Here is a 24,276-nt window from a genome sequence, read left to right on the forward strand (position 1 = left end):
CGGTCGAAAGAAAAAATGGGGAAGCTTGTTTTGGAACATGATTTAATTGAAAAGGAAGCCGATGATGTTTATTATGTAACCGGTTTTTTCCATGTAAGTTTTAACGATGGCAAAAAGTTAGACAGGCGGTTTTCAACAAGAATGGAAAAAGTTAATGGTAAATGGTAAATAGTATATTTTTTCTGATCATTCATCTCAACGGGCGGCCATTTCACCCTCCTTTGCTTCATCTTCGCCGGCGGAGCAGGGAAAGATAACATGGCATGAAGGAGAAACGAAAAGGGGCGGGATGTGCCTTCTTCAGCTTTTTTTCCTATTCAATATTTTCATCAAACCTGCATAAGCTGTTTTATAAAATTCAGCGATATACTTTACAATAGCGGAGATTTCAAATCCTATATGATACCGCATAACAAAATACCAGAAAATGGTTCCTAATACAGAAGTGATCAATGTTCCTATGGCTGCTCCATAAAAACCAAAATAATAAAAACAGGCATAGTTAATTAACAGGCCTTCCACCAAGCCCAGCGTATTTATCCAAAAGCATAATGCTGGTTTATCAATAGAGTTTAAAAGATTGGCTGCCTGGTTTTGCATTGGCCTGAACAGGCTGGAAAGCATGTATAACTGTAATATGGGTACCGCATCTAAATAAGAAGGCCCTGCAATGATAGTGATAACCAGTTTAGGAAAAAGGATAACAAAAATGGCAAGCGGAATAGTAAAAGAAAGTAAAATGGATACCATTCTTTCATAAAGATATTTCACCCTGTCTTTGCCCTCATGTGCAGATGCCTGTGCAGTTTTGGGAAAAAGAATTTCTGCAGCGGCATAAGATGGAATATCAACCATTCCGTTTATGCGCGAAGCAGTATTATAAAACGATACCGAGCTGCTTGAAATAAATTTTGCAGCCATCACCTTGTCTATGTTGGAATAAATATTCCCCATAATACCCGACCCGAAAATATAACCGCCATATCCTAAAATCTTTTTTATCCACGCTGCTTTGGGCGCATATTTATGCACTAAATATTTCCGCGTAAATATATACAAGGTTGTTGTGCCGATGAGTATGCTTATAAATTGATACAGCGCCAACAGGTTTAAAGAAAGTTTTGCCTTAAGGAGCAGATTACCTGCTATTAAAATAAAAAAACTTACCTGCCGCACCAGGTAGCTTACAGACACACCTTTGAAGTCAAGGTAAGATTGCTGCACAGCTTCCAGGTGCGAAAAAAATATCATACATATAACACCCGGGATAAACCACTGCAGCATGGACGACAACGCTAAGTCTGCATTTAATTCAGCGCTAAGCCATTCCGAACCGAACATTATAAACGCTATAAAAATGATGCTCACAATAAGGTTAATAATAAACGATGAGGAAGCAATGGCAACCTTCTCAGAATCTATACTACTGCTGCTTACATAACGTACGTGTGCATTTTTTAATAACCCGCTTTTGGAAGCTTCAAAAACTGAGGTAACGGTTAAGAACAATGCCCATATTCCCATTTCGGTGTGCGACAATACACGTACAAGTACCATGAAATTGATCAGCCCGAAAAGCGTAAGAGAAAAACGTTGGAGTATAGTGTAAAAAGCGGATCGTATCCAGTAAGATGAAAAATATCTTTTAAAAAAATTTATAGCGATGATTAAGGTTTATAGTGATTAATAATAAGCTGTACGGAACCCGCACTAAATTAATAAAGTATCTTCAAAAAGAATCTCGTACCAAAGCAGGCATATGCCGCAAACAATGGTGAAGTATCCAGCTGGTAATAGAACATGGATGAATTAACCAATGATTTAACTGAATATGCGGAACGCATTAAATCAATACGTGGCTTGTAACATCGCTCTCCGTAATGGTTTTACCTGATAATATAACCAGCCTCTCCACCACGTTGCGCAGTTCGCGTATATTACCTGTCCAGCTATGGCGCTGTAGAGCTGCAACAGCTTTGGCATCTATTTCTTTTCTTGCCTGGCCATAATCTGTAGCAATGTCTTCAAGAAATTTATCAATCAATAACGGGATATCATCTTTGCGTTCATTAAGAGAAGGCACATTAATCAATATCACATTTAAACGATGATATAAATCTATACGGAAGTTCTTGTCTTCCACTTCCCGCAAAAGATCTTTATTGGTAGCGGCAATTACACGCACATCCACATTTATTTCTTTATCGCCGCCCACACGTGTAATTTTGCCTTCCTGCAATGCCCGTAATACTTTAGCCTGTGCAGGCAAACTCATATCGCCCACTTCATCCAGAAATAAAGTACCGCCATTGGCCAGTTCAAATTTGCCGATACGCTGTTTTATAGCCGATGTAAAAGAACCTTTTTCATGACCAAATAATTCGCTTTCTATCAATTCTGAAGGAATAGCCGCGCAGTTTACTTCAATAAGGTTTTGATCGGCACGTTTGCTTTTTGCATGCAGCCATCTTGCCACGAGTTCTTTACCTACACCGTTTTCGCCGGTTATTAAAACCCTGGCATCGGTTGGGGCCACTTTTTCAACTGTATCTTTTATCTTTTTTATGCCATCACTAGCTCCTATCATTTCCTGCACGCCGCTTACCTTTTTGCGCAGCACTTTGGCTTCCTTACTCAGTGAATTTTTATCGAGCGCATTGCGTATGGTTATGAGTAAGCGGTTAAGGTCTGGCGGTTTGGCAACATAATCATAAGCGCCTTTTTTTACAGCATCAACTGCTGTTTCAATCGTGCCGTGCCCACTGATCATAATAACAGGAATATCGGGGTTTATCTCTGCGGCCTGCACTAAAAATTCAAGGCCGTCAATTTTAGGCATCTTAATATCGCACAGCACCACATCATACGTTTTATCGGTAAACATCTTTAAACCTTCTTCGCCATCAACAGCCTCATCAATTTTAAACCCTTCATAAGAAAGAATTTCATTTAAGGTTTTTCTTATGGAACGTTCATCATCAATAATCAAGATATTGCCGGAAATTTTTGCCATATTATCTTTTATATTTAGAGCGCAGCAAGGTAATAAACAGGTTGCAAAAAGAAGTTACTAATTTCAAAACTTTAATTTTTATGATGAAAAGCATATTCTTTCTTTTATTGCCGGTTGCTTTTGCTCTCCCTGCAAAAGCACAGGTAACAATGCCGGGCGCTGAACTGATTTTAATTGACAGCAATTTTTCTTTTACCGAAGGGCCGGCAACCAATAAAAACGGCGATATATATTTTACTGATCAGCCAAAAGATAACATATGGAAGTATGATATTAACGGTAAACTTTCATTGTTTATGCATGGTGCAAAACGTTCTAACGGGATGTATTTTGATGCCAAAGGAAATTTAATAAGCTGCGCTGATGAAAACAATGAGCTCGTTGCAATTAACAAGCATAAAAAAATTACTGTTTTGGCGAGCAATTATAATGGCCATATTTTAAATGGCCCGAATGATGTTTGGGTAAACAGGAAAACTGGCGGCATGTACATTACAGATCCTTATTACCGGCGCAATTACTGGAGCCGCACAAAACCTGATGCCGCGTTAGGCGGTGAAAAATTATATTTTCTTCCGCCCGGTAAAAAAGAGCTGGTGCTGGTTGATAGCACTGTTGTAAAACCCAATGGCATTACAGGCACTGCCGATGGAAAATATTTATATGTGGCCGATATGGGCGTGGGCAAAACTTTTCGTTATGAAATTCAGGCTGATGGTTCATTAAGTAATAAAACATTGTTTGTAAATGAAGCATCAGACGGCATGACAATTGATGAAAGAGGCAACATTTATTTAACCGGTAAAGGCGTAATTGTTTATAATAATACCGGTGAAAAAATTGAACAAATTGATGTGCCTGAAAACTGGACAGCTAATGTATGTTTTGGAGGGAAGGATAAGAAAACCTTGCTTATCACAGCCTCGAAATCGGTTTATATTATTAAGATGCAGGTAAAGGGTGTTGAATAATAATGTGAGTAGTGAATTACCTGCAACTCACTACTCACCTCACTATATTAATTTGCTGAATCAAGTGATCCATCTTTTGCATCCTTCTTCATTTCTTCATTTGCTATAATAGCAAGTTCAACACGGCGGTTTAACACACGGTTAGCTTCGCTGGTATTGGGATATTTAGGCTGTGTTTCACCATACCATTTAATTGTAAACCGGTTGGCGGCAACGCCCTTTGACTCCAGATAACTTGTTACGGCTTCGGCCCTTTTTTCTGAAAGCTGCATATTGAAAGCATCCGTGCCGGTGTCATCGGTATGGCCTTCCACCAGGATATTTGTTTCAGGATATTTTACAAATACTTCAGCTACTTTATCAAGCCCTGCCATTGCAGAATCGCTTAGTGTGCTTGAATTAATCTTAAACAATAAAGCTGAATTAAAGGTTACATTAATGCCTTCGCCAACACGTTCTACCTGTGCATCAGGAATTTTCTGTTTTATTTCCTTTGCCTGTTTATCCATGTTACGGCCAATTAAATAACCTCCTGTGCCGCCAACAGCAGCGCCGATTATAGCACCAATGGCTGTACCGTTTTTACCGCCAATTACAGAGCCTGCCGCTGCGCCCACGCCGGCGCCGGCACCAGCACCTATAGCTGTGCCTTTCTGCGTATTATTCATGCTTTTGCATCCGGAAATTATAAGCGCAGCCATCCAGGCATATACAAATACTTTTTTCATGATTTGATTATTATTGTTAGTATTATTTACAAATTGCTAATTGCAGTAGGTCAATGTTCTGCACATGCACGCCATAATTTTTGGCTTGGGAAATATCCGTGCAAAGCATTTGCTTGTCGGCGGCAGATATTTTTGCAGCAAGGTCAGACGTGTTGCTGCCAGTGTTATATTTCTTCTGCATCATTTTCACTTCGGCTTCCACTTTTGCCTGCCAAACTTTTGCGCTGTTGCCACCATAAGTTACGGCCTGGTTATAGGCTGTTATGGCATCGCTGTACATATTTTGTGCGGCATACACATCGCCTTTCAGTATATAAAAATCCGCATTGGTATTATCTGTTTGTATAGCAGCATCCACATTGTTCATGGCATCGCTGTACATATTTTGTTTAAGATCAAGCTCTGCAATTTTTGCATAAATGGTAGCACGGTCTTTTACATTCCTGTTTTTCGTTGTCATATCAATCACCTTTGCAAAATCGGCTTTTGCTTCAGCCTGCATATTCAAACCCAGTTCAGCCGCTGCTTTTTGAAACATATTATCAACACTTGAACTGCTTATTTTTAAACCTGCATTGGCGGAATTCAATGCCTCGCTGTATTGTTGCATACCATTATATGCCGTTGCAAGGCCTGCATAACCTTTTTCCTTAGCATCATAAGCATCACATTTTTTCAGCACTATATTAAACTTGTCAACAGCATCGCTGTAGTTGCCGGCATCGTTGTAAGCGCTGCCTTCCTTAATAGCATTATAGCAGGCGTTGGTCATAGTTACAAGGCCGCTGCGGCAATTGGTAAAAAGCAGGGAACAAAAAACCAGGCAAATAAAAAGGTAAATTTTTTTGGTACTCATATATAGAGCTTTCAGAATTTATTAATCAATGTAAAAAGTACAATTGAGCTAAATCAAAATCATGCCAAATTAAAAATAATATTCATGTTTGTGGTAAAAATGAGAGATGTATTCATCATGATATTAAATATATACCTTGAAAACTTTCAGTCATTTTACGGGCTGCTTTTAACATTAATCCCGAAATTTGGCCGTTATGCGTGTATTTATTACGGCAGCCACAGTCGGCGAATGGATGCCCTGTTTTACCAGGCTTGATAAATTATATACTGAAAAAAGCAGGCGGTTTAAAGTTTACTTTCACCAGTCGGGTGTGGGCATGCTGGCCTCAACATTTTCACTGGCAAAATTAGTGCTGGAAGAAAAGCCTGATTTATTGCTGCAGGCAGGACTGGCCGGATGTTTTGATGCTTCTGTTGATTTAGGGAAAGTGGTAGCTGTGGAGAAGGACCTGGCCGGCGATATTGGCGTTGAAGAAAACGGCAAGTGGCGCGACCTGTTTAACATGAAACTGGAAAGATCAAACTATCATCCTTACGAAAAGGCAGCATTGCCTAATCAGCATATAGAAAAATTCAATTTACTTAAATTAAAAACGGTAACCGGCATTACTGTAAATGAAATTACCACCCGCAAAGAACGCATAAAGCAGCTCGTTAAAAAATTTGATCCTGTAACTGAATCGATGGAAGGTGCAGCGCTGCATTATGTATGCCGCAGCACCGGCACACCGTTTATGCAGATGCGAGCATTGAGCAATTATGTAGGCGAAAGGGATAAAAGCAAATGGCTCATGCGGGAAGCGCTTGACAATCTTAATACGGCGCTTATAAAATACATTCACAAACTTTATAAAATGGCTTAGCCGTTTATATGAAATTAACGCTTGGATTTTCACCTTGCCCTAATGACACTTTCATTTTTGATGCATTGGTAAATAAAAAAATAGATACAGGCAATCTTGATTTTGAGGTAGTGCTTGAAGATGTGCAAACGCTTAATAATTGGGCGTTGCAGCAAAAACTGGATGTAAGCAAAATAAGCTATGGCGTATTGCCGCTGATTGTAAATAATTATATTTTATTGGAAAGCGGCGGCGCATTAGGCAAAGGTGTTGGGCCCTTGTTGATTGCAAAATCTCCAATTGATACAAATAATTTAGATGATAAGCGCATCGCCATTCCCGGCGAAAACACAACGGCGCATATGCTTTTTTCGCTGGCATTCCCAGGCGCAAAAAATAAAGTGTTTAAGGTATTCAATCAAATTGAAGATGCGGTTTTAAATGGTGAGGTTGATGCAGGTGTAATCATTCATGAAAACAGGTTTACTTACCAGGATAAAGGCTTACATAAGCTGATTGATCTTGGCGATTACTGGGAAACAACCACACAATTGCCCATTCCGTTAGGTGGTATTGTTGCAAAAAAAGATATAGATAAAGCTGTTTTAAAACAAGTGGATAGTTTAATAAAACAAAGTGTTGAATATTCTTTTAAAAACAATTATAAAATATTAAGTGATTATGTGCGGCTGCATGCACAGGAAATGAGCGAGCATGTAATGCGCCAGCATATTGACTTATATGTAAACGATTTCTCAATAACGTTAGGTGATAAAGGAAAGGAAGCCGTAAAGAAATTAACAGATGTATATGCTCAACTTCATCCCGGCACAACTGCAATGCTGCAGTATATCTAATCTTTATTTGCAAGTGTATTATTCTTGCGTTTAAACCAGTAATACAACGGCACGCCGGTAAGCATTAAAGCAGCGCCGATGGCTGCTTCCCTCGGACGGCTGAATACCGTGTTTACAATCAGCACAGCACAAAAGATTACCACAATAGCAGGCACAACAGGATAGCCCCACACTTTATAAGGCCGCGGTGCATCAGGCATTTTTTTACGCAGGATAAACACGCCTAAAGTTGTAGCGCCATAAAAAATAAAAACGGCAAAAATGATCATATCAGTCAATTGATCAAAAGTGCCGGACAATACCAATATGCAGGCCCAAACACCCTGCACCCATAATGAATTTACAGGCGCCTGTTTATTATTTAATTTAGCAACGCCTTTAAAAAACAATCCTTCATTTGCCATAGCAAAATAGGTGCGGCAGCTTGATAGTATGGTTGCATTGCAGCAGCCTAATGTTGTAATAACAATCAAAACGGAAATAAATAAAACACCATTATCACCCCAAAAATTTCTTACTGCCTCAATGGCTGCAATTTTATTACCGGCTTTATAAATTTCATCCAGTTCAGGAATGGATAACAGAGAAAGATAAGTGGCATTTACCAACTGGTATAAAATGATGATTGTTATTATGCCGATAACAATGCCCTTTGGCAAATTACGTTTGGCATCTTTTATCTCACCGCCAACATAACCGGCAGATGCCCAACCCTGGTAACCCCAGAATGCAGCCAGCATGGCTGTAAACACGGCACTCACCGTAACGGGCGTGTTATTATCAACCGCCATAGATATGCGGCCCATATCGGCGGCATCACTGGCCAGGCCAAAAACAATTATGGTAAAGATGCTGCCAAATACTAATATCAATATACCCATGCTTACTTCAGCGCCGGCTTTAATGCCAAGGCTGTTCAGCCATGTAAGCAATATAATCAGTAAAATAGCCACCAGCTTAACGCTTAAATCAGCAAAGGGATAAAATATGCCGCCAATACTTACGTCGGCCATTGAAGGCAGCAGCTCCGGGAAATGCACAACACTGTTAAGCGATTCTGCAAATACATAGGCCAGTGCAGAAATAGCGGCGGTTTGTATCACCGCAAACAAACTCCATCCAAATAAAAAGGCGAAAAATTTATTATATATTTTCTGATAATAAGAATATTCACCGCCTGTATCGGCAAGCAGGCCGGCCACTTCAGCATTACATAATGCACCAAATAAACTAATAATACCCGCAAGCACCCAGCAAACAAGCACCCAGCCTGAAGAATGCAATTCAGCCGTCATAGGCGCTACCTTTTTATATACACCGGAGCCAATAATATTTCCTATTACAAGCACAATTACCAGTTGCAGGCCCAGTGAACGGTTAAGTTTTGGTGTACTCATTATTTATTTTTTGTTTGATTACAATATTAGCTGATTAATGCTTTACATAAAAACGCTGATTGTGAATTAAATTCCGGAAGGCAACCGATGAAGATGCAGTATGTAAGACATGATAAACTGTTAAACATAAAAACTACCGTTTGCATAACAGTTTGCAGGCATGCGCAAAATGTTTTTTTACATTCGCTGAAAAATTATTTGATATGATACGCAATCACGAAATTGATTATAAAATTTTTGGCGAAGAACTACAGTATGTGGAAGTAGAACTCGATCCCGGTGAAACAGCAGTGGCAGAGCCCGGTGCTTTTATGATGATGGATGATGGCATCAGCATGCAAACTATTTTTGGTGATGGCAGCCAGCAACAGGATACCAGTTTAATGGGCAAATTATTTAGTGCAGGCAAGCGCATGCTGGTAGGTGAAAATTTATTCATGACGGCTTTTACCAATACGTCGCAGGGTAAAAAACATGTAAGCTTTGCTTCACCCTATACTGGCAAGATAGTGCCGCTTGATCTTTATAACCTGGGTGGAAAAATAATTGCACAGAAAGATGCTTTTTTATGCGCTGCCAAAGGTGTAAGTATTGGCATTGAATTTCAGCGCAGGCTGGGTACAGGCTTATTTGGCGGCGAAGGTTTTATTATGGAAAAAATAGAAGGCGATGGTATGGCTTTTTTACATGCCGGCGGCTTTGTGCAGCAAAAAGAATTAATGCCGGGTGAAACATTAAAAATTGATACAGGTTGCATCGTTGGCTTTAGTGGTAGTGTTGATTACGACATTCAGTTTATCGGCGGCATCAAGAATTCCATATTCGGTGGCGAAGGTTTATTCTTTGCAGTATTACGCGGGCCCGGCAAAGTATGGATACAATCTTTGCCTATCAGCAGGCTGGCTTCCCGCATACTGGCTTATGGCACTTATAAACGAAAGGAAGAAGGCAGTATTTTAGGAAAGTTTGGTAATATGCTTGATGGCGATGGATATTGATTAAACTGAAAGTCCGAAAGAAATTCATCTTTCGGACTTTTGAATCTTTGGCATCAAATATCAACCATATTAATGGGTTATCATTCTTCTTTGCAATTAACCATTCGCAATGGCTTTCCGCTAAAGCTTAAGCTACTCCTGTTTGTAAAAACCATTTTGCCACCTTCCTCCTGCATATCGCCATAGCCTTCAATAAAAGCCGACTCCCGTTTTAAAAAAGCTACTTCCCTCGTTGAGGTTATCCCTTCGCTGCTGAAAATGTAATCGGCTATTAAAGTGTCGCCATACATGTTGCCTTTGATGGTGCCGCTGTTTTTATCTTTTTCATAATAATTATATACAAGCGAACCTGTAATAACTTTCGATTGGCTGAAGATGCTTAAAAACACCGTGTCTTTGCCATTTATATTTTCATAACATTCTGATATGGTTTCTGCGGGCGACGAAGTTCCGGTATCATAGTCCTTTATTGTATCTGCACCGTTATTAGTTTCACTACCATCGTTATTGCAGGCAACGCAGGTCATTAATAAAAAAAGCAGGTTATATTTCATCTTACTTATTTAGCTTCACAAGATATAAAAAAGAGACGCTGCATAGCCGGCAGCACAGCAGTTAATATTTTTTAAAGCCATTATATCGAAATTAATCTTTCATTAGGTTTGCTGCTTTCAAAACAATAAATACTTCTTTGTGATAAAGGAAAAAATTTTGGTGATAGGCGCCAGCGGACAGATAGGTGTGGAACTAACCATGGCGTTGCGAAAAATTTACGGCAATGCCAGTGTTATTGCCAGCGACCTGCGGGAAGAAAATCCATTGCTCCGCGGCACAGGCCCTTATGTTTCGCTTGACGTAATGAACAAGGAAATGCTGCATGTGCAGGTAATACGCCAGAACGTTACACAGATATATCTCCTTGCTGCCATACTTTCTGCAACAGGTGAAAAAAATCCAAACCTTGCCTGGAACCTTAATATGCAGGGCTTACTGAATGTATTGGATATAGCCAGGGAAGAAAACCTGCAAAAGGTTTACTGGCCAAGCAGCATTGCTGTTTTCGGCCCCACCTCACCTAGGAAAAATTGCCCACAGCAAACTATAATTGAACCCATAACCGTTTATGGTATTAGTAAATATGCAGGCGAATTTTGGTGTAATTATTATAACAAGCGCTTTGGTGTTGATGTTCGTAGCCTTCGTTATCCGGGTTTGATCAGTTACAAATCAGATCCCGGCGGTGGCACTACAGATTACGCGGTGGAAATATATCATGATGCCATAGAAGATAAAAAATATACCAGCTTTTTAAAAGAAGATACTTATTTACCCATGATGTATATGCCGGATGCCATTCGTGCCACGATGGAATTGATGGAAGCGCCGGCAGATAAAATTTCTATTCGCACATCATACAATATTTCAGGTATAAGCTTCTCCCCTGCTGAAATTGCAGCGTCTATAAAAAAGCATATCCCTGAATTTGAAATAATCTATCAGCCGGATTACAGGCAGGCCATTGCAGATAGCTGGCCGCAAAGCATTGATGATGCTGTAGCCCGCACCGACTGGGGATGGAAACATGAATATGATCTTGAAAAAATAACCGCAGATATGCTGAAAAACCTGCAACAATAATAAGCCTATGCGCACTTTGTTATCCATACTGTTCTGCTGCATTATATATAATGTTTTTGCACAGGATGATATTCCCGATTACCGGACCAAGCGGGATAATTTTTTAAAGATGCAGGAGAAAGATATTCGTGCCGACCTGTCGCAATTTACGTTTGGGGGTATTAGCGAAAGCCTCACCAAACACAGGCTTGATGCGGTTCCGCTTGAAAGCGTAAGCAGTGATACCATTGTATTTTCAAACGATACAGCCATTATACAAATAACCGCAGGCAGCTTTGATGCGGCCAAACATAAAGTAAGCTGGTACGACGATAAGTATGCCGTTAAATTAGACAATAAACCTTTTTGGGGCACTGAACACAAAGTGCCGAAACGCACAATAACTTCCGTGATTGCCATCATTGAAAGTGATACGGTTATTGTACCGCAAACGGCTTTCTTTGACCTCTACGAACCCAAACTTTTTTATACCGATGCAAAAGGAAAACAAAAAACTTTTTGCAATGTTTACCGTTCGCCGGATAAACGTAAATATTATATCTATATGGTGAATGGAGAAGGCACAGGCCGCTATGAGGTAACCTGGGTTATACAGGATAAGAAATACCTGCGCCGCGTGGTTGACTGGGACTTTTAAGATTAATATTTTTTTATCCGGTTAATAATTATATGCATGTTTATTGTGGGTCTCCGATTAAACAAGTACACATAAGGTATAGCCGTTAACACATCATGCCCAACTTTGATTAGCATCTGCATTAAAGCATAAGCAGGCACAGGCAAAAACGCATCTGCATTAAATCTTTTATCCCACAATATTTTTTTCTTAGGTTTGAACGCATGAAAAAATGGCTGTTCATTGTTCTTGCTGCAAATGTTATTTTTTACTCCTGCACGTCTTCAAACATTACAGTTGGCGCAGGCAAGGAAATTGATCCTTATCATTTTCCCATTACTAAAAATGTTTCCGTAAAGAATGGCTGTGTTGCAAGCGCACATCCTTTGGCCAGCGAGGTGGGCCTCGCCATCTTAAAAAAAGGCGGCAATGCTTTTGATGCTATGATTGCAACCCAGCTTGCACTGGCTGTTGTTCATCCGGCTGCCGGCAATCTTGGCGGCGGTGGCTTTACGGTTGCACGGCTTGCAAATGATTCCCTGCTTTCATTGGATTATCGTGAAATGGCCCCGCTGAAAGGCGGCAGGAATATGTACATCGATTCAGCCGGCAATGCAAGAACCGACTGGTCGCAGAACGGGCATTTATCTGCAGGCGTGCCTGGTACTGTTGCAGGATTATTTGCAGAACATCAATATGCAAAGCTTCCGTTCAAAACATTAATCCAGCCGGCAATAGAGCTTGCGGAGAAAGGTGTTGTACTCACCAAACGTGAAGCGGATGGTTTAAACAGTAATAAAGATGATTTTTTACAATACAGCACAAAGCCTTCAGCCTATGTAAAAAATACAGCATGGAAAGAAGGCGATACTTTATACCAGCCTGAACTTGCCGCAACTTTAAAACGTATTCGCGATAATGGCACCAAAGGTTTTTATGAAGGTGAAACAGCCAAACTGATTGTGGAAGAAATGCAGCGTGGCAAAGGCATTATGCGTTTGGAAGATTTAAAAGGCTATGTATGCAAACCGCGTAAACCGGTTGAGTTTGATTACCGCGGCTATCATGTGGTAAGCATGCCGCCATCGAGCAGCGGCGGTATTATTTTGGGCGAAATGCTGAAGATGATTGAACCATATTCCATGAGCAGCTATGGTTTTCAAACTGTAAAAAGTGTGCAGTTGATGATTGAAGCAGAACGCCGTGCTTATGCCGACCGGGCCGAACATTTGGGCGATCCGGATTTCTGGAACGTGCCGCAGAATATTTTATTGAGTGATACTTATCTTAAAAAAAGGATGAGTGATTATGATTCAACAAAAGAAGGTGTAAGTGCAAATGTAAAAGCCGGCAATGTGCATGAAAGTGATCAGACTACCCATATAAGTATTATTGATAAAGAGGGCAATATGGTTGCCGTTACCACAACGCTGAATAATAGTTATGGCAGCAGAACAGTGGTGGGTGGCGCAGGCTTTTTATTAAATGATGAAATGGATGACTTCAGCATAAAACCCGGTGTACCTAATATGTATGGCGCTGTTGGCGGCGATGCCAATGCTATCCAGCCCGGCAAACGTATGTTAAGTTCTATGACGCCAACATTGGTTTTAAAAGATAATAAACCATTTATAGTAGTGGGTACACCTGGCGGCACCACTATTACAACATCGGTATTCCAGTCAATCGTAAATATTGTTGATTTTAATATGGATGCGAATGATGCGGTTAACAAGCCTAAATTCCATCATCAATGGCTGCCGGACACTGTTTCTGTTGAAAGGGATTTTAATGAAGAAACGGCGAAGCAATTAAAAGACATGGGTTATAAGCTGGTAACATTAAGAGCCATCGGCAGAACAGAATTAATAAAGATTCTGCCAGATGGAACCCGCGAAGCTGCTGCTGATAAGCGTGGCGATGATAGTGTGAGCGGGTATTAAGTTTAAAGTGCGGGATTTTTCAAAATTAAAATTTAAGAAGATGAATATAGAAGAAGCTTTTTTGCAATCGGCTATAAAAAAATTTAAAGCGCAAAAATTGATTGGCGATAAAACGCTTACACAGCTTGATGAAAAAGATTTCTTTTTCAAGCCTTCCGCTGAAAGTAATTCTATTGCCATAATTGTTCAGCACATGAGTGGTAATATGCTCAGCCGCTGGACCGATTTTTTAACGGAAGACGGAGAAAAGCCCTGGCGTGAAAGAGATGTTGAATTTGAAAACACGCTATCAACGAAAGAAGATGTTTTAAATGCCTGGAATAAAGGCTGGGCCTGCGTTTTGGGGGCACTTGAAAATCTCAAACCGGAAGATGTAATGAAAACTATTACCATACGGAGTGAACCACATTTGGTTATTGATGCTGTTATAAGGCAGATAGATCATTATGGCGGCCATACAGCCCAGATCGTTTATATAGGAAAGCTTATTAAAAATGAAACCTGGCAATCGCTGAGCATTCCTAAAAATAAAAGCAAGGCATTTAACGAGGCGATGAACCATAAAATATAAAGCCGGTTTTTCAGGCAGGTTAATCTTAAAATTACTATACAGTATACTTTAAAACAGCAGCATTAAACTATGTTTCCACAGGCAGTTATTTTTGATTTAGACGGGACACTAATAGACAACAATCCTTACCACATACAAGCATTCAGGGAATTTTATCAGAAAATAGGAAAACCTTTTTCACTCGAAGAATATAAACAGCATATCAACGGAAGAATGAACCGTGAAATTTTTGATTATGTTTTCAACACAACACTGAGCCCCGAAAAAACTGAAGAATATACCAACGAAAAAGAAGGTTTATACCGTGAGTTATATGCGCCACATATAAAACCTGTTGAAGGCCTCGTTGATTTTTTAAACGAACTCGAAAAAGCAAAAATTCCGAAAGCAGTTGCAACTTCAGGCATCATTCCTAACATTAATTTTATGTTTGAGCATATACCGATAAGGAATTATTTTCTTAGCATAATTGATTCAACACAGATAAAAACAGGCAAGCCTCATCCCGAAATATTTTTAAAGGCAGCAATTTCAGTAAATGCAGTTCCTTCAGCATGTGTTGCGTTTGAAGATTCATTGGCTGGCATTCAGTCGGCAAAAGCAGCGGGCATGAAGGTTATAGCATTAACAACAACACACACGGCTAAAGATTTGCATGATGCGGATTTAATTATTAAGGATTATACGGAAATATCATTGGCAAAATTGCAGCAGTTAAAATAACAGATATAAAGATTTGCAGGAAACAAAACTCAATTGCTTAGACGCTGTTTAAATACTGAGCTTAAAGAAGGAAACTGATAAAAAAATAAGGGCCGCTTTCGCGGCTGGTGGTGGCCGGAATGGCTGATTAATTTTTCACTAACCACTTCTTCAATGGTTGATCTGATCTGTTTCCAGAACTCTGGCGGAGCCATGGGAAATAACACAGCTGTTTCGTCATCTTTCTACACATTTATCTGTTCACAAATAAGAAATTTATGTTCTAAAACTTCTAAAAAGTGATAACGGCATGTCAACGCAACGACATATTACCGGTGTTCCGGTATCCAGATACTTCCTGCTACGGCAAAAAATTGGCAAAACCTTTTCAATAGCCCTTAACCATTGGAGAATATTTAAGCAAAACGGCAGACATTTTGATTGAAGAAAGTAGGGTATTCTGCTGCCATATATCATCAGCTCATATAAAAAAAATAATATGAAAAAAAGCAAATTCATCAAACTGGTTCTTTTAGCATCAGTAGTCTATTTCCTGCCTCATGCTGTGAGCGCACAAGATAAAGCTGCCGAAAAACTGATTGCAGAAAGCGATAAAGCAAAATCAGCATTTATACAAACAGACCCTTCTATGGCCACTCTTTTTGAGTCTTCTTATGGATACGTTATTTTTCCAAAAATCGGCAAGGGCGGGCTTATTGTTGGCGGCTCGGGCGGTGATGGGATCTTGTATGAAAAAGGAAAAGCGGCTGGCATGGTTAAAACCGGCCAGATAACGGTGGGCGCCCAAATTGGAGGGCAGACGTACAGGGAAGTGATATTTTTTGAAAACCAGGATGCTCTTGACCGCATGAAGGCAAGCAAAACAGAATTCAGCAGTCAGATTTCTGCGGTTGCTGTAAAATCAGGCGTGTCGAAGAATGCCAAATATACCGATGGTGTAACTGTGTTTACACAGGATCTTGGTGGCCTTATGGCAGAAGCTACGGTCGGTGGGCAAAAATTCAAGTACACTGCATTTTAAGTTGTGCGGACCTGGGCTGTTAAGGAAGTAGCGTATTAAGGTCAGGGGCTCATTGCTGCGGGCGCCTGCCAACGGCAAGGTTTTACCGGTTAAAATTCGAAATGATTGAGCATAAAAAATCTGATTTATTATCAGTGCATTTATTCCTCAATCAAAACCTTATGCGTTTCCCGTTCTAAAAAGGAAGGTTGCGCAATTTGGTTTCATTTAAAATAGTTATGGTGCTGCCTTGAAGATCAATCAGCTTTTCACTTTTAAAATCAGATAATGTTCTTATGAGAGATTCTGTAGCAATACCTGCAGTTTGTGCCAGGTTTTCTCTGGAAATATTAATGGCATCGCTGCTGCTGTTTTCATTTTTAAATTTTTCAAATACCTGTATTAACTGGTAAGCCACCTTTTTACGCAACGAGTTATAAGCAAGCATCAGCAGGTTTTCTTCTTTGTCCAAAACATTGCGTGTAATTAATTTAATAAATTGTCTTGCCACCTGCGCATCGCTGGAAATCAGCGATAAAAAATCATCTTTAGGAATCAGCATTAGCTCTGCATCTTCAAGCACTTTGGCGTTTTCCTTATAACTGATTTCTTCAAGAATGTACGTATATCCAAAAAAATCTCCGGTGCTGCAAATAGCTGTAATTAATTCTTTTCCATCTTCATTCGATTTATAAATTTTTATCTTCCCATTTTTTATATAATACACTGCTTTAGGGCGCTGCCCTTCTGCATATACCATATCTTTTTTCTTATAATCATATAACTCGCGTTCTTCTGATGTAAGCTGGATATGACCGGTTTGCTTTGCGTTATTTATAAAAGTCGTTATATCATTATTGCTTTTTATTACGCTTTGTTTAATTGATTCGGCCTTTTTCAATCTTACTTCAATGGCACTTAACAATTCAACAACGTCAAAGGGTTTTGTAATGTAATCATCTGCCCCCATTTCCATTCCTCTTCTCAAATCACCCTTCTCCGACTTTGCTGTAAGAAAAATAAACGGAATGCCATAAGTTTCTATATGTTTATTAAGCAGGTGCAGCACGCCATAGCCATCGAGCCCGGGCATCATAATATCGCACAAGATCAGGTCCGGCGGTTGTTGCAATGCAAGCTCAACGCCCACTTTACCGTCTTCTGCCGTAATTACTTCATAGCTGGACAGTTGGAGAATTTCAGTTATATTTTCTCTCACCTCCAAATTGTCTTCAATTACCAGGATCTTTTTCATAAAAGTATTTTGATGAATATAATTTATAATTTCACCTTCATTTTAAACTGCCTTCAACTTCCATTCGGCACTTTGCAAATCGAAAAATTGAAGCACTCTTTTACAAGTTCAAATCCCCCCTTATATTAATTAAGTTTACTCTGAAAAATCTTCAATAAATATTTCCTGTCTGCTGCCGGCATCAATGCCATTATCTTTCTGGCTTTATTGCAATGCAAACAGCCCTTCCGGAAGATCGCTTTATCGAACTGTATTATACTTGACAACTATCAGTATTTATTATTACCCGCAATAATACCAATATAGATTCTTGCTTCAGCCTGATTATAATCATACCCTTAACCTTATTTCGTCATGTTTCAGTTGCTCTGTAAAATGAAAATTTACAGTAGTAAATAATATTCTTTGATAATCTCCAAAACTGTTGGTTGCATTATTAAACTAAAAGTATGAATAATCTAAAAGGAAAAACTGCAATTGTTACCGGTGGCGCTTCCGGCATTGGGGAAGCAACCGCATTATTGTATGCAGCATATGGATGCAATGTAATTGTATCTGATCTGCAGGAAGAAAAAGGGCTGCTGCTTGTTGAAAAAATCAGGCAATCAAATGGCAAAGCAGTTTTTATTAAGGCTGATGTAAGCAAACCGCAGGATTGCGAAATGCTGGTAAATAAAACCGTTGCAGGCTTTGGAAGCGTAGATATTGCATTTAATAATGCAGGTATTAGCGGCGAAAGCAATGCCATGGCAGATATGAGCATTGAAGGCTGGAACAAAATTATTGCCGTTAATTTAAACAGTGTATTTTATTGCATGAAATATGAGCTGCAGCAAATGCTGAAACAGGGCAAAGGCGTTATTATAAACAATTCCTCCATACTGGGGCAGGTTGGTTTTGCGAATGCTGCCGGATACGTTGCAGCCAAACATGGTGTAATAGGTTTAACGCAAAATGCGGCGCTGGAATATGGTGCAAAAGGTATCCGCATTAATGCCATCGGGCCTGGTTTTATTAATACACCCTTATTGACGGAAGCGGGCATGAATACAGATATTAAACAGTCTGTTCTTGTACCGCTGCATCCTATTGGGCGGCTGGGAGAAGCCAGCGAGGTTGCCGAATTGGTTATCTGGCTAAGTTCCGACAAAGCTTCATTTATAACAGGCAGTTATTATCCGATTGATGGTGGTTATCTTGCCAGGTAAGATTCATATTCAGACACCGTTTTATTTGCTTACAGGCAATAATAGCACCGGCCACAATAAATTATGGCTGGATTATTTATAACGCTTAGCTCAAAAACAAGTGGTTCGTTATGACACCGGCTGCAATACCATTACCGGCATTTTGGGATGGAGTACCATATCTTTAAAAATAGATTTTTCAGAAGATTCATAATGATGATGCATAATAATTAATATATCAAATGCATTTTGTTTGGCAAAATCAAAAAGCTCCTCCTCAATTTTTTCGCTTTCCATAAAATGCAACACCGGATCAAATTCATGAAAACGATGCCGTGTCAACATCATTTCGAGAAATCGCCTATCTTCTTTGGGTTTTATGATATGCAACAGATGTAAGGAAGCACGAAAAGTTCTGATAAAAGCTTGTAAAACACTAACCGGTTCTTCATAAACATGCTGCAACTCGCAGGCCAGGCCAACATTTTTAATGCCTCTATAGGACGATTTATCCGGAACAACAAGCACCGGGCAGTGTAAATTGGAAGTGGCAAACAGCGTTACGCTTTGTGTAATCCACCTTTCTATTATGGAAGGAGAATGCGTAGCCATTACTACTAAAAAAGGATGCTCCCGGTTACATATTTCTTCAATTCCGTTAAGCACATTTCCCTTTACCTGGTGCAAACGAATATTAATGTTGTTGTTTGTTCTTTGCGTCAGCTTCTCCTGCAAATTGCTTAACTGCGCAGTGCAATATTCTTCATCGTATACCATTGCCGGCACAAGAAAGTTGCCGAAAGCGGGTGCTAAAAATCCATCTGCATGAATCAATACTAATTCAGCATTTATATCCTGTGCCATATCAGCCGCATAATTAACTGCATTCAATGAGACATCGGTGAAATCTGTCGGCGCTATTATTGTTTTCATAAATTAAGTAATAAAAATTATTTTCTATTAAAAATAATTATCAGCAAGTCCGGGATACTACCCGTATAAAACTGCTTAACAATTTTTGAGCGGTGCACGTTCGGGTATCCCGATGTATAAATTCTGTTTGTTGCGCTTTAACGCTGCCTTACAGCATAGCATTTACCTTCATACTGCAGTTCTTAAAATATACAGCAAGCTATATTTTATACCGGTTTTGAATGGTGACAAACGGCAGCCTTCGTTATGACTTTGATCAGTTGAGGCTTGATCTATTTAAAAAGGTTTTATTAATAACAATAACAGTTGTGTTAATGATGCCTGTTGCTAATTCCTTATTAGCTTTTTCCGTTTAATCCATTTCACAATTTCAAACCACATTACAAATCCAAATGCAATCAATATGCTTATCGCCATGTCAGATACCTCAAGCCGGCTGAATTTAAAAAGGCCGGCTACAGGGGTAATATAAATCATGCATGCCGTTAATACTATCGTGATACCTGTAACTAACGGAATCAACACATTTTTGTAGCCCAGCGTAAACCATACAGAATAAAAGAATGACCTGTTTATAAAAGTTTGAAAAATATTGGCGCTTATTAAAGCTACAAACACCATAGTGCGGGTGCTGTTTTCATCAAGCCCCTTGTAAACTGCATATTGATAAACAAGCAAAACACCTGCAGTAATCATTAAGCCCTGTATTATGCTCGTTACTAATTCATTCCAGTTAAAAAAAGTGGTGGTAAAGGGACGGGGCTTTTGCAGCATCGTATTTTTTTCTGCCGGTTCATTTTCATAAATAATGGAACAGGTGGGGCCCATTATAAGTTCCAGGAAAATAATATGCACAGGGGAAAGGATATTGGGATATATCCATCCTAATGCCAGCGGTATAAACACCGTTAATATAATTGGGATATGAATGGATATAATATATTGGATGGCCTTTTTAAGATTAGCATATATCTTTCTTCCCATGGCAATGGCATCTACCATTTTAGACAAATCATCATCGGCCAAAACAAGTGAAGCAGCCTGCTTTGCAATTTCAGTTCCTCTGTTGCCCATGGCAATACCAATATGTGCTGCTTTAAGCGCAGGGCCATCATTCACACCATCTCCTGTCATAGCCACAATTTCATGGTTGGCTTTAAGCGCATTAATAATGCGCAGCTTGGCATCGGGATACATCCTGGCAAAAATGTTTATATCCTCTATTTGTTTATCCAGGTCTGCTGCATTCATGTGCATGAGCTCAGTGCCGGTAACGGTTTTATCATATCCTTTAAAACCGGTTTCCTTTGCTATGGCGGCAGTGGTAGCGGCATTATCACCCGTTACAATTTTTACTTTTATACCTGCCTGGTAAAACGCATCAAAAACAGCCTTTATATTTTTCTTGGGCGGATCATAAAACGCCACCAGGCCGGAAAAGTTGAATTGAAAAGCTTCCTGGCTTTCGGGGAAATCATATCCTTTAAAATCTGAAGTGCCTACGCCCAGTACCCGGTATCCTTTGGATGAAAATTTAGTTATAATGTTGTGTAGTTGCTGCTGCTGTTCAACTGAAAGAGATGCATGTTTCATAATAGCCTCCGGCGCACCTTTTACAGCAATGATCCTGTTTTTATTTTCATCTTCAAAAATATGCGTCATCATGGGCGGTTGCCCGGCAAGCGGATATTCATGAATCATCTTAAAAAAAGGCCGTTCATCCGTTGGAAAATTAACTGCATACGCTTCATGCAATGCTTTTTCCATAGGATCAAAAGGGACCGGTTCGCTTGCCCACATAGCGTTTCTAACCACTTGTTTAGCGGCATCACTTAAAGCGTTTATGGCAGAGGTATCACTGTTGGTTAAGGCATACACGCCTGCAAGTGTCATCTTGTTTTCGGTTATAGTGCCTGTTTTATCTGTGCAAATCACCGTAGCGCTTCCTAATGTTTCTACAGTTTTCATTCCTTTTACTATTATACCCATCTTCATCAGCCGCAGGGCGCCCAGCGCCATGAAGGTGGTAAACGCCACAGGAATTTCTTCCGGGAGAATGCTCATTGCCAGCGTTAATGCTTTCAGCAGGCTGTCAACAATATTGTGGGAATTAAGGAAGTTTAAGACCCATACGATTATAAACACAATCAGGCCTGTAATAACCATTTTCCTAACGAAGTTGCCTATCTGTTTTTCAAGGGGTGTTTTTTCTGTTTTAATTTCATCAACCGTCTTGCCGATCTGCGCCAGCCTGGTCTGATTGCCTATGGCACTTACCACTACAACACACATTCCGCTAACTACGATAGTGCCCTGGTAAACCATTGCTTCCTCTGCTGCATTTTTATACACGGGTAACGATTCCCCGGTTAAAATAGATTCGTTCACCGAAAGGTCGTTGGAATTTACCACGCGGCCATCAGCCGGCACGGCGGAGCCTTCTTCAACAATAAGATAATCACCTATAACCAGGTCTTTTGTTTGAATTTGCTGCGTTGTTCCATCGCGTATTACTTTACAATGCGGCTGTGTATAAGATTGAAGTTTACTAAGTGCTGTTCTGCTCCTGTTTTCCTGGTAAATGGAAATAGCAGCTACGAACAAAATGGAGATGGCAAGAAAAACCGCATCACCGGTACTGCCGCTTAAAAAATAAATCGAAGAAGCCGCCAGCAGCAATATCACCATAGGTTCTTTAGCCAGGCCTTTAAGCATATGCAGCAGTTTGTTTTCTTTTTTTACTTCTACAGTATTAGTTCCGTATTGCTGCCTCAACTGTACTACTTCATTATGCGTAAGGCCTTTTATATTTAAAACATCTTTGGTTACCATATATTAAGTTTTGCAGTGGGCAGTTGTATTGTTTATCATGTTAATATCTGTATTATATAGATGTAAAGATTAAAAAAGGTTGGCTGTTTACTGTAAAAAAGATAAACTTATTGTTTCAAATATTATTTGCCATATATGAGACCGATTCTTAGAAAATAATGTGGCTTATTGTTGCTAATAAAACCTTATCATTTTTAAAATATTCCTACATCACCCAACCATTTATTTTTTTCTGCCATCTAATTATGAAACTGCACCGCAGTTGATTCTTTAATACTGATGAGCTTCAAATAAAGAACTTTCATGTTAAAATTATCGTTACTTTTTTGTTGTGCGCTTTTAATAAGCCAGGAACTTGTATGGTCTTCTGATTTGGATGCCGCCAAAAAACAGGCGCAGCAGGAAAATAAAATGATCTTATTAAACTTCTCGGGATCTGACTGGTGCGGACCGTGTATAAGATTACATAAAGAAATTTTTAGTTCCGGAGCTTTTAGCGCTTATGCCAAAGACAAGCTGGTATTATTGAATGCAGACTTTCCGCGGTTGAAAAAAAACCAGCTTTCCAAAAGCAGGCAACTGCAGAATAATAAACTGGCCGACGAATACAATGCCGGTGGCGCTTTTCCATTAACCCTGTTACTGGATGCAAACGGCAAAATTATAAAACGTTGGGAAGGCCTGCCCAATGAAACGCCGGAAGCATTTGTACAAGAGCTGATCTCAGCGAGGCAATGACCCAGACGATTGCATCCATACCATACCTGTACAAAGAAGTATTGCGCTTAATGGGCAATTGCTTTGAAATAACCATTGCCAATAAAAATGAGCATGATGCCCGGGAGTTGGTTGGGCTGGCTGTTGCAGAAATAAAAAGAATAGAAGACCTGCTTACCACGTTTAAAGAAAGCAGCGAAACCAATTACATCAATGCCCATGCAGGCATAAAGCCTGTACAGGTTAGTAGTGAAATGTTTGATTTGGTTTGCCGTTCCGTTAAAATATCCAGGCTTACCCAGGGTGCATTCGACATTACCTATGGTTCAATAGACAAACGGTTATGGAATTTTGATTTGAATATGAAAACACTGCCTCCTGCTGAAACGGCTAAAAAAATGGTGCGGCTTATCAATTACAACAACATCCTGTTGGATGCTGAGGAGCATACCGTTTTTCTGAAAGAAAAAGGCATGCGCATTGGCTTTGGAGGCATTGGTAAAGGCTATGCAGCCGACCGGGCAAAAGCTTTGCTGAAAAATTATGGCGTTGAAAGCGGCGTTGTAAATGCTGCCGGCGACCTGGTAACCTGGGGCAAACAACCGGATGGCAAAGCGTGGACGGTTGGTATAGCCGATCCTGATCAAAAGCACCAGTTGTTTTCTGCTATCGATATAAGTGATAATGCTATTGCCACATCAGGCAACTATGAAAAATTTGTAACCATCAACGGCAGGCGTTATTCGCATACCATTAATCCCAAAACAGGATTACCGGTTAGCGGCATTAAAAGCGTTAGCATCATCTGCCCCAGTGCCGAATTGGCCGATGCGCTGGCTACACCTGTTACGGTGATGGGCATACAAGCGGGCCTGCACCTCATCAATCAAATGAAAAATATTGCCTGCATTGTTATAGACGATAATAATAAATTGTTTACATCAGATAATATAAGAATAAGAAAATGAAGACTTGTTATCAAAAGGTTTTGTGTATTGCCTTTCTCATCAGCTTAACCGCTTCATGTAAGCCTGTAAAAGAATATCAGAAATCAAAGATCAACGATAATGAAATGCAGTTATCAGCAAGAAAAGATCAGCGGTTTGAACAAAATTTTCAAAGCTACCGCGAAGGCGCCTCCGGCGCGAATGGTGGTAAAACTGGCGGAGGCTGCGGCTGTAATTAATTACTGATTTA

24 protein-coding genes are annotated in these 24,276 nt (G+C 39.8%); 15 read left to right on the forward strand and 9 right to left on the reverse strand.

All coding sequences use genetic code 11. The features are described from left to right. The first annotated feature begins 15 nt into the window (after positions 1-15). Positions 16-168, forward strand: a complete 153-nt coding sequence (locus tag ACTHN6_RS01350) for a hypothetical protein (protein WP_440433909.1) — start codon at positions 16-18, stop codon at positions 166-168. Positions 169-300: 132 nt separating this feature from the next. Here ACTHN6_RS01350 and ACTHN6_RS01355 read toward each other — a convergent pair whose 3' ends face one another. Together ACTHN6_RS01355 and ACTHN6_RS01360 are read right to left on the reverse strand one after the other, a co-directional pair. Continuing rightward, positions 301-1,668 carry a flippase gene (locus ACTHN6_RS01355; RefSeq protein WP_440433967.1) on the reverse strand — a complete coding sequence of 456 codons (1,368 nt, stop codon included), beginning with the start codon at positions 1,666-1,668 and terminating at the stop codon, positions 301-303. 175 nt (positions 1,669-1,843) lie between these two features. Next, on the reverse strand, positions 1,844-3,013 hold the full coding sequence (locus ACTHN6_RS01360) for a sigma-54-dependent transcriptional regulator (protein WP_440433910.1): 1,170 nt from the start codon (positions 3,011-3,013) through the stop codon (positions 1,844-1,846). Positions 3,014-3,093: 80 nt separating this feature from the next. Between ACTHN6_RS01360 and ACTHN6_RS01365 the strand changes: the two genes are divergently transcribed. Next, positions 3,094-3,984, forward strand: coding sequence for an SMP-30/gluconolactonase/LRE family protein (locus ACTHN6_RS01365; protein WP_440433911.1), 891 nt, complete (start codon positions 3,094-3,096; stop codon positions 3,982-3,984). 47 nt (positions 3,985-4,031) lie between these two features. On the opposite strand, the gene ACTHN6_RS01370 is transcribed toward ACTHN6_RS01365, so the two are convergent. Both ACTHN6_RS01370 and ACTHN6_RS01375 read right to left on the reverse strand, forming a co-directional pair. Beyond that, a complete protein-coding gene (locus ACTHN6_RS01370) occupies positions 4,032-4,712 on the reverse strand; it encodes an OmpA family protein (RefSeq protein ID WP_440433912.1) in 681 nt (226 codons plus the stop codon). A gap of 22 nt (positions 4,713-4,734) precedes the next feature. Further along, a complete protein-coding gene (locus ACTHN6_RS01375; protein ID WP_440433913.1) occupies positions 4,735-5,568 on the reverse strand; it encodes a tetratricopeptide repeat protein in 834 nt (277 codons plus the stop codon). 196 nt (positions 5,569-5,764) lie between these two features. On the opposite strand from ACTHN6_RS01375, the gene mqnB reads away from it, so the two are divergent. Both mqnB and ACTHN6_RS01385 read left to right on the forward strand, forming a co-directional pair. Further along, positions 5,765-6,433, forward strand: a complete 669-nt coding sequence (mqnB, locus tag ACTHN6_RS01380) for a futalosine hydrolase (RefSeq protein WP_440433914.1) — start codon at positions 5,765-5,767, stop codon at positions 6,431-6,433. A gap of 8 nt (positions 6,434-6,441) precedes the next feature. Continuing rightward, positions 6,442-7,269, forward strand: coding sequence for a 1,4-dihydroxy-6-naphthoate synthase (locus tag ACTHN6_RS01385; protein WP_440433915.1), 828 nt, complete (start codon positions 6,442-6,444; stop codon positions 7,267-7,269). On the opposite strand, the gene ACTHN6_RS01390 is transcribed toward ACTHN6_RS01385, so the two are convergent. After that, the gene (locus ACTHN6_RS01390; RefSeq protein ID WP_440433916.1) at positions 7,266-8,666 is read right to left on the reverse strand and encodes an APC family permease; all 1,401 of its coding nucleotides are present in this window, start codon (positions 8,664-8,666) and stop codon (positions 7,266-7,268) included. The two genes, ACTHN6_RS01385 and ACTHN6_RS01390, sit on opposite strands and share 4 nt — an antisense overlap. 203 nt (positions 8,667-8,869) lie before the next feature. Between ACTHN6_RS01390 and ACTHN6_RS01395 the strand changes: the two genes are divergently transcribed. Next, positions 8,870-9,664, forward strand: a complete 795-nt coding sequence (locus ACTHN6_RS01395) for a TIGR00266 family protein (protein WP_440433917.1) — start codon at positions 8,870-8,872, stop codon at positions 9,662-9,664. An 80-nt stretch (positions 9,665-9,744) separates the two neighbouring features. Here ACTHN6_RS01395 and ACTHN6_RS01400 read toward each other — a convergent pair whose 3' ends face one another. Beyond that, positions 9,745-10,218, reverse strand: a complete 474-nt coding sequence (locus tag ACTHN6_RS01400; protein WP_440433918.1) for a hypothetical protein — start codon at positions 10,216-10,218, stop codon at positions 9,745-9,747. Between the two features lie 139 nt (positions 10,219-10,357). Here ACTHN6_RS01400 and ACTHN6_RS01405 point away from each other — a divergent pair, with 139 nt between their 5' ends. The 6 genes from ACTHN6_RS01405 (at position 10,358) to ACTHN6_RS01430 (ending at position 16,176) form a co-directional block, all read left to right on the forward strand. Beyond that, positions 10,358-11,302, forward strand: coding sequence for an NAD-dependent epimerase/dehydratase family protein (locus tag ACTHN6_RS01405; protein ID WP_440433919.1), 945 nt, complete (start codon positions 10,358-10,360; stop codon positions 11,300-11,302). A 7-nt stretch (positions 11,303-11,309) separates the two neighbouring features. After that, the gene (locus ACTHN6_RS01410; protein ID WP_440433920.1) at positions 11,310-11,939 is read left to right on the forward strand and encodes a hypothetical protein; all 630 of its coding nucleotides are present in this window, start codon (positions 11,310-11,312) and stop codon (positions 11,937-11,939) included. A 203-nt stretch (positions 11,940-12,142) separates the two neighbouring features. Continuing rightward, a complete protein-coding gene (ggt, locus tag ACTHN6_RS01415) occupies positions 12,143-13,861 on the forward strand; it encodes a gamma-glutamyltransferase (protein ID WP_440433921.1) in 1,719 nt (572 codons plus the stop codon). A 40-nt stretch (positions 13,862-13,901) separates the two neighbouring features. Further along, positions 13,902-14,432, forward strand: a complete 531-nt coding sequence (locus ACTHN6_RS01420; RefSeq protein WP_440433922.1) for a DUF1572 family protein — start codon at positions 13,902-13,904, stop codon at positions 14,430-14,432. Positions 14,433-14,501: 69 nt separating this feature from the next. Beyond that, entirely contained in the window at positions 14,502-15,155 is a 654-nt protein-coding gene (locus ACTHN6_RS01425; protein WP_440433923.1) for an HAD family hydrolase, read from the forward strand. 478 nt (positions 15,156-15,633) lie between these two features. Then, complete coding sequence (locus ACTHN6_RS01430) at positions 15,634-16,176, forward strand: hypothetical protein (protein WP_440433924.1); 543 nt, start codon at positions 15,634-15,636, stop codon at positions 16,174-16,176. A 175-nt stretch (positions 16,177-16,351) separates the two neighbouring features. Here ACTHN6_RS01430 and ACTHN6_RS01435 read toward each other — a convergent pair whose 3' ends face one another. Next, positions 16,352-17,410, reverse strand: a complete 1,059-nt coding sequence (locus ACTHN6_RS01435) for a response regulator (protein ID WP_440433925.1) — start codon at positions 17,408-17,410, stop codon at positions 16,352-16,354. Positions 17,411-17,859: 449 nt separating this feature from the next. Here ACTHN6_RS01435 and ACTHN6_RS01440 point away from each other — a divergent pair, with 449 nt between their 5' ends. Continuing rightward, positions 17,860-18,618 carry an SDR family NAD(P)-dependent oxidoreductase gene (locus tag ACTHN6_RS01440; protein WP_440433926.1) on the forward strand — a complete coding sequence of 253 codons (759 nt, stop codon included), beginning with the start codon at positions 17,860-17,862 and terminating at the stop codon, positions 18,616-18,618. Positions 18,619-18,726: 108 nt separating this feature from the next. Here ACTHN6_RS01440 and ACTHN6_RS01445 read toward each other — a convergent pair whose 3' ends face one another. Both ACTHN6_RS01445 and ACTHN6_RS01450 read right to left on the reverse strand, forming a co-directional pair. Beyond that, positions 18,727-19,530: a universal stress protein gene (locus tag ACTHN6_RS01445; RefSeq protein WP_440433927.1), complete on the reverse strand. Its 804-nt coding sequence runs from the start codon at positions 19,528-19,530 to the stop codon at positions 18,727-18,729. Between the two features lie 327 nt (positions 19,531-19,857). Next, entirely contained in the window at positions 19,858-22,362 is a 2,505-nt protein-coding gene (locus ACTHN6_RS01450) for a cation-translocating P-type ATPase (protein ID WP_440433928.1), read from the reverse strand. A 303-nt stretch (positions 22,363-22,665) separates the two neighbouring features. Here ACTHN6_RS01450 and ACTHN6_RS01455 point away from each other — a divergent pair, with 303 nt between their 5' ends. The 3 genes from ACTHN6_RS01455 to ACTHN6_RS01465 are packed head-to-tail and all read left to right on the forward strand — an operon-like array spanning position 22,666 to position 24,265. Next, on the forward strand, positions 22,666-23,100 hold the full coding sequence (locus ACTHN6_RS01455) for a thioredoxin family protein (RefSeq protein ID WP_440433929.1): 435 nt from the start codon (positions 22,666-22,668) through the stop codon (positions 23,098-23,100). Then, positions 23,097-24,047 (forward strand): FAD:protein FMN transferase, encoded by a 951-nt coding sequence (locus ACTHN6_RS01460; protein ID WP_440433930.1) that lies wholly within the window; start codon positions 23,097-23,099, stop codon positions 24,045-24,047. The genes ACTHN6_RS01455 and ACTHN6_RS01460 overlap by 4 nt, the downstream gene beginning before the upstream one ends. Beyond that, positions 24,044-24,265: a DUF4266 domain-containing protein gene (locus ACTHN6_RS01465; RefSeq protein ID WP_440433931.1), complete on the forward strand. Its 222-nt coding sequence runs from the start codon at positions 24,044-24,046 to the stop codon at positions 24,263-24,265. Before ACTHN6_RS01460 ends, ACTHN6_RS01465 begins: the two co-directional genes overlap by 4 nt. The last annotated feature ends 11 nt before the right edge of the window (positions 24,266-24,276 follow it).

The sequence above is a fragment of the Parafilimonas sp. genome (assembly GCF_051953455.1).
Classification (GTDB): Bacteria; Bacteroidota; Bacteroidia; order Chitinophagales; family Chitinophagaceae; genus Parafilimonas.

Bases quoted from the DNA above. Each gene is read 5' to 3' on its own strand.
- ACTHN6_RS01400 (WP_440433918.1), bottom strand. From the start codon at position 10,218: ATGAAATATAACCTGCTTTTTTTATTAATGACCTGCGTTGCCTGCAAT.
- ACTHN6_RS01360 (WP_440433910.1), bottom strand. From the start codon at position 3,013: ATGGCAAAAATTTCCGGCAATATCTTGATTATTGATGATGAACGTTCC.
- ACTHN6_RS01420 (WP_440433922.1), top strand. From the start codon at position 13,902: ATGAATATAGAAGAAGCTTTTTTGCAATCGGCTATAAAAAAATTTAAA.
- ACTHN6_RS01445 (WP_440433927.1), bottom strand. From the start codon at position 19,530: ATGAAAACAATAATAGCGCCGACAGATTTCACCGATGTCTCATTGAAT.
- ACTHN6_RS01375 (WP_440433913.1), bottom strand. From the start codon at position 5,568: ATGAGTACCAAAAAAATTTACCTTTTTATTTGCCTGGTTTTTTGTTCC.
- ACTHN6_RS01430 (WP_440433924.1), top strand. From the start codon at position 15,634: ATGAAAAAAAGCAAATTCATCAAACTGGTTCTTTTAGCATCAGTAGTC.
- ACTHN6_RS01365 (WP_440433911.1), top strand. From the start codon at position 3,094: ATGATGAAAAGCATATTCTTTCTTTTATTGCCGGTTGCTTTTGCTCTC.
- ACTHN6_RS01455 (WP_440433929.1), top strand. From the start codon at position 22,666: ATGTTAAAATTATCGTTACTTTTTTGTTGTGCGCTTTTAATAAGCCAG.
- ACTHN6_RS01410 (WP_440433920.1), top strand. From the start codon at position 11,310: ATGCGCACTTTGTTATCCATACTGTTCTGCTGCATTATATATAATGTT.
- mqnB (WP_440433914.1), top strand. From the start codon at position 5,765: ATGCGTGTATTTATTACGGCAGCCACAGTCGGCGAATGGATGCCCTGT.
- ACTHN6_RS01435 (WP_440433925.1), bottom strand. From the start codon at position 17,410: ATGAAAAAGATCCTGGTAATTGAAGACAATTTGGAGGTGAGAGAAAAT.
- ACTHN6_RS01425 (WP_440433923.1), top strand. From the start codon at position 14,502: ATGTTTCCACAGGCAGTTATTTTTGATTTAGACGGGACACTAATAGAC.
- ACTHN6_RS01370 (WP_440433912.1), bottom strand. From the start codon at position 4,712: ATGAAAAAAGTATTTGTATATGCCTGGATGGCTGCGCTTATAATTTCC.
- ACTHN6_RS01390 (WP_440433916.1), bottom strand. From the start codon at position 8,666: ATGAGTACACCAAAACTTAACCGTTCACTGGGCCTGCAACTGGTAATT.
- ACTHN6_RS01440 (WP_440433926.1), top strand. From the start codon at position 17,860: ATGAATAATCTAAAAGGAAAAACTGCAATTGTTACCGGTGGCGCTTCC.
- ggt (WP_440433921.1), top strand. From the start codon at position 12,143: ATGAAAAAATGGCTGTTCATTGTTCTTGCTGCAAATGTTATTTTTTAC.
- ACTHN6_RS01395 (WP_440433917.1), top strand. From the start codon at position 8,870: ATGATACGCAATCACGAAATTGATTATAAAATTTTTGGCGAAGAACTA.
- ACTHN6_RS01460 (WP_440433930.1), top strand. From the start codon at position 23,097: ATGACCCAGACGATTGCATCCATACCATACCTGTACAAAGAAGTATTG.
- ACTHN6_RS01385 (WP_440433915.1), top strand. From the start codon at position 6,442: ATGAAATTAACGCTTGGATTTTCACCTTGCCCTAATGACACTTTCATT.
- ACTHN6_RS01350 (WP_440433909.1), top strand. From the start codon at position 16: ATGGGGAAGCTTGTTTTGGAACATGATTTAATTGAAAAGGAAGCCGAT.
- ACTHN6_RS01450 (WP_440433928.1), bottom strand. From the start codon at position 22,362: ATGGTAACCAAAGATGTTTTAAATATAAAAGGCCTTACGCATAATGAA.
- ACTHN6_RS01465 (WP_440433931.1), top strand. From the start codon at position 24,044: ATGAAGACTTGTTATCAAAAGGTTTTGTGTATTGCCTTTCTCATCAGC.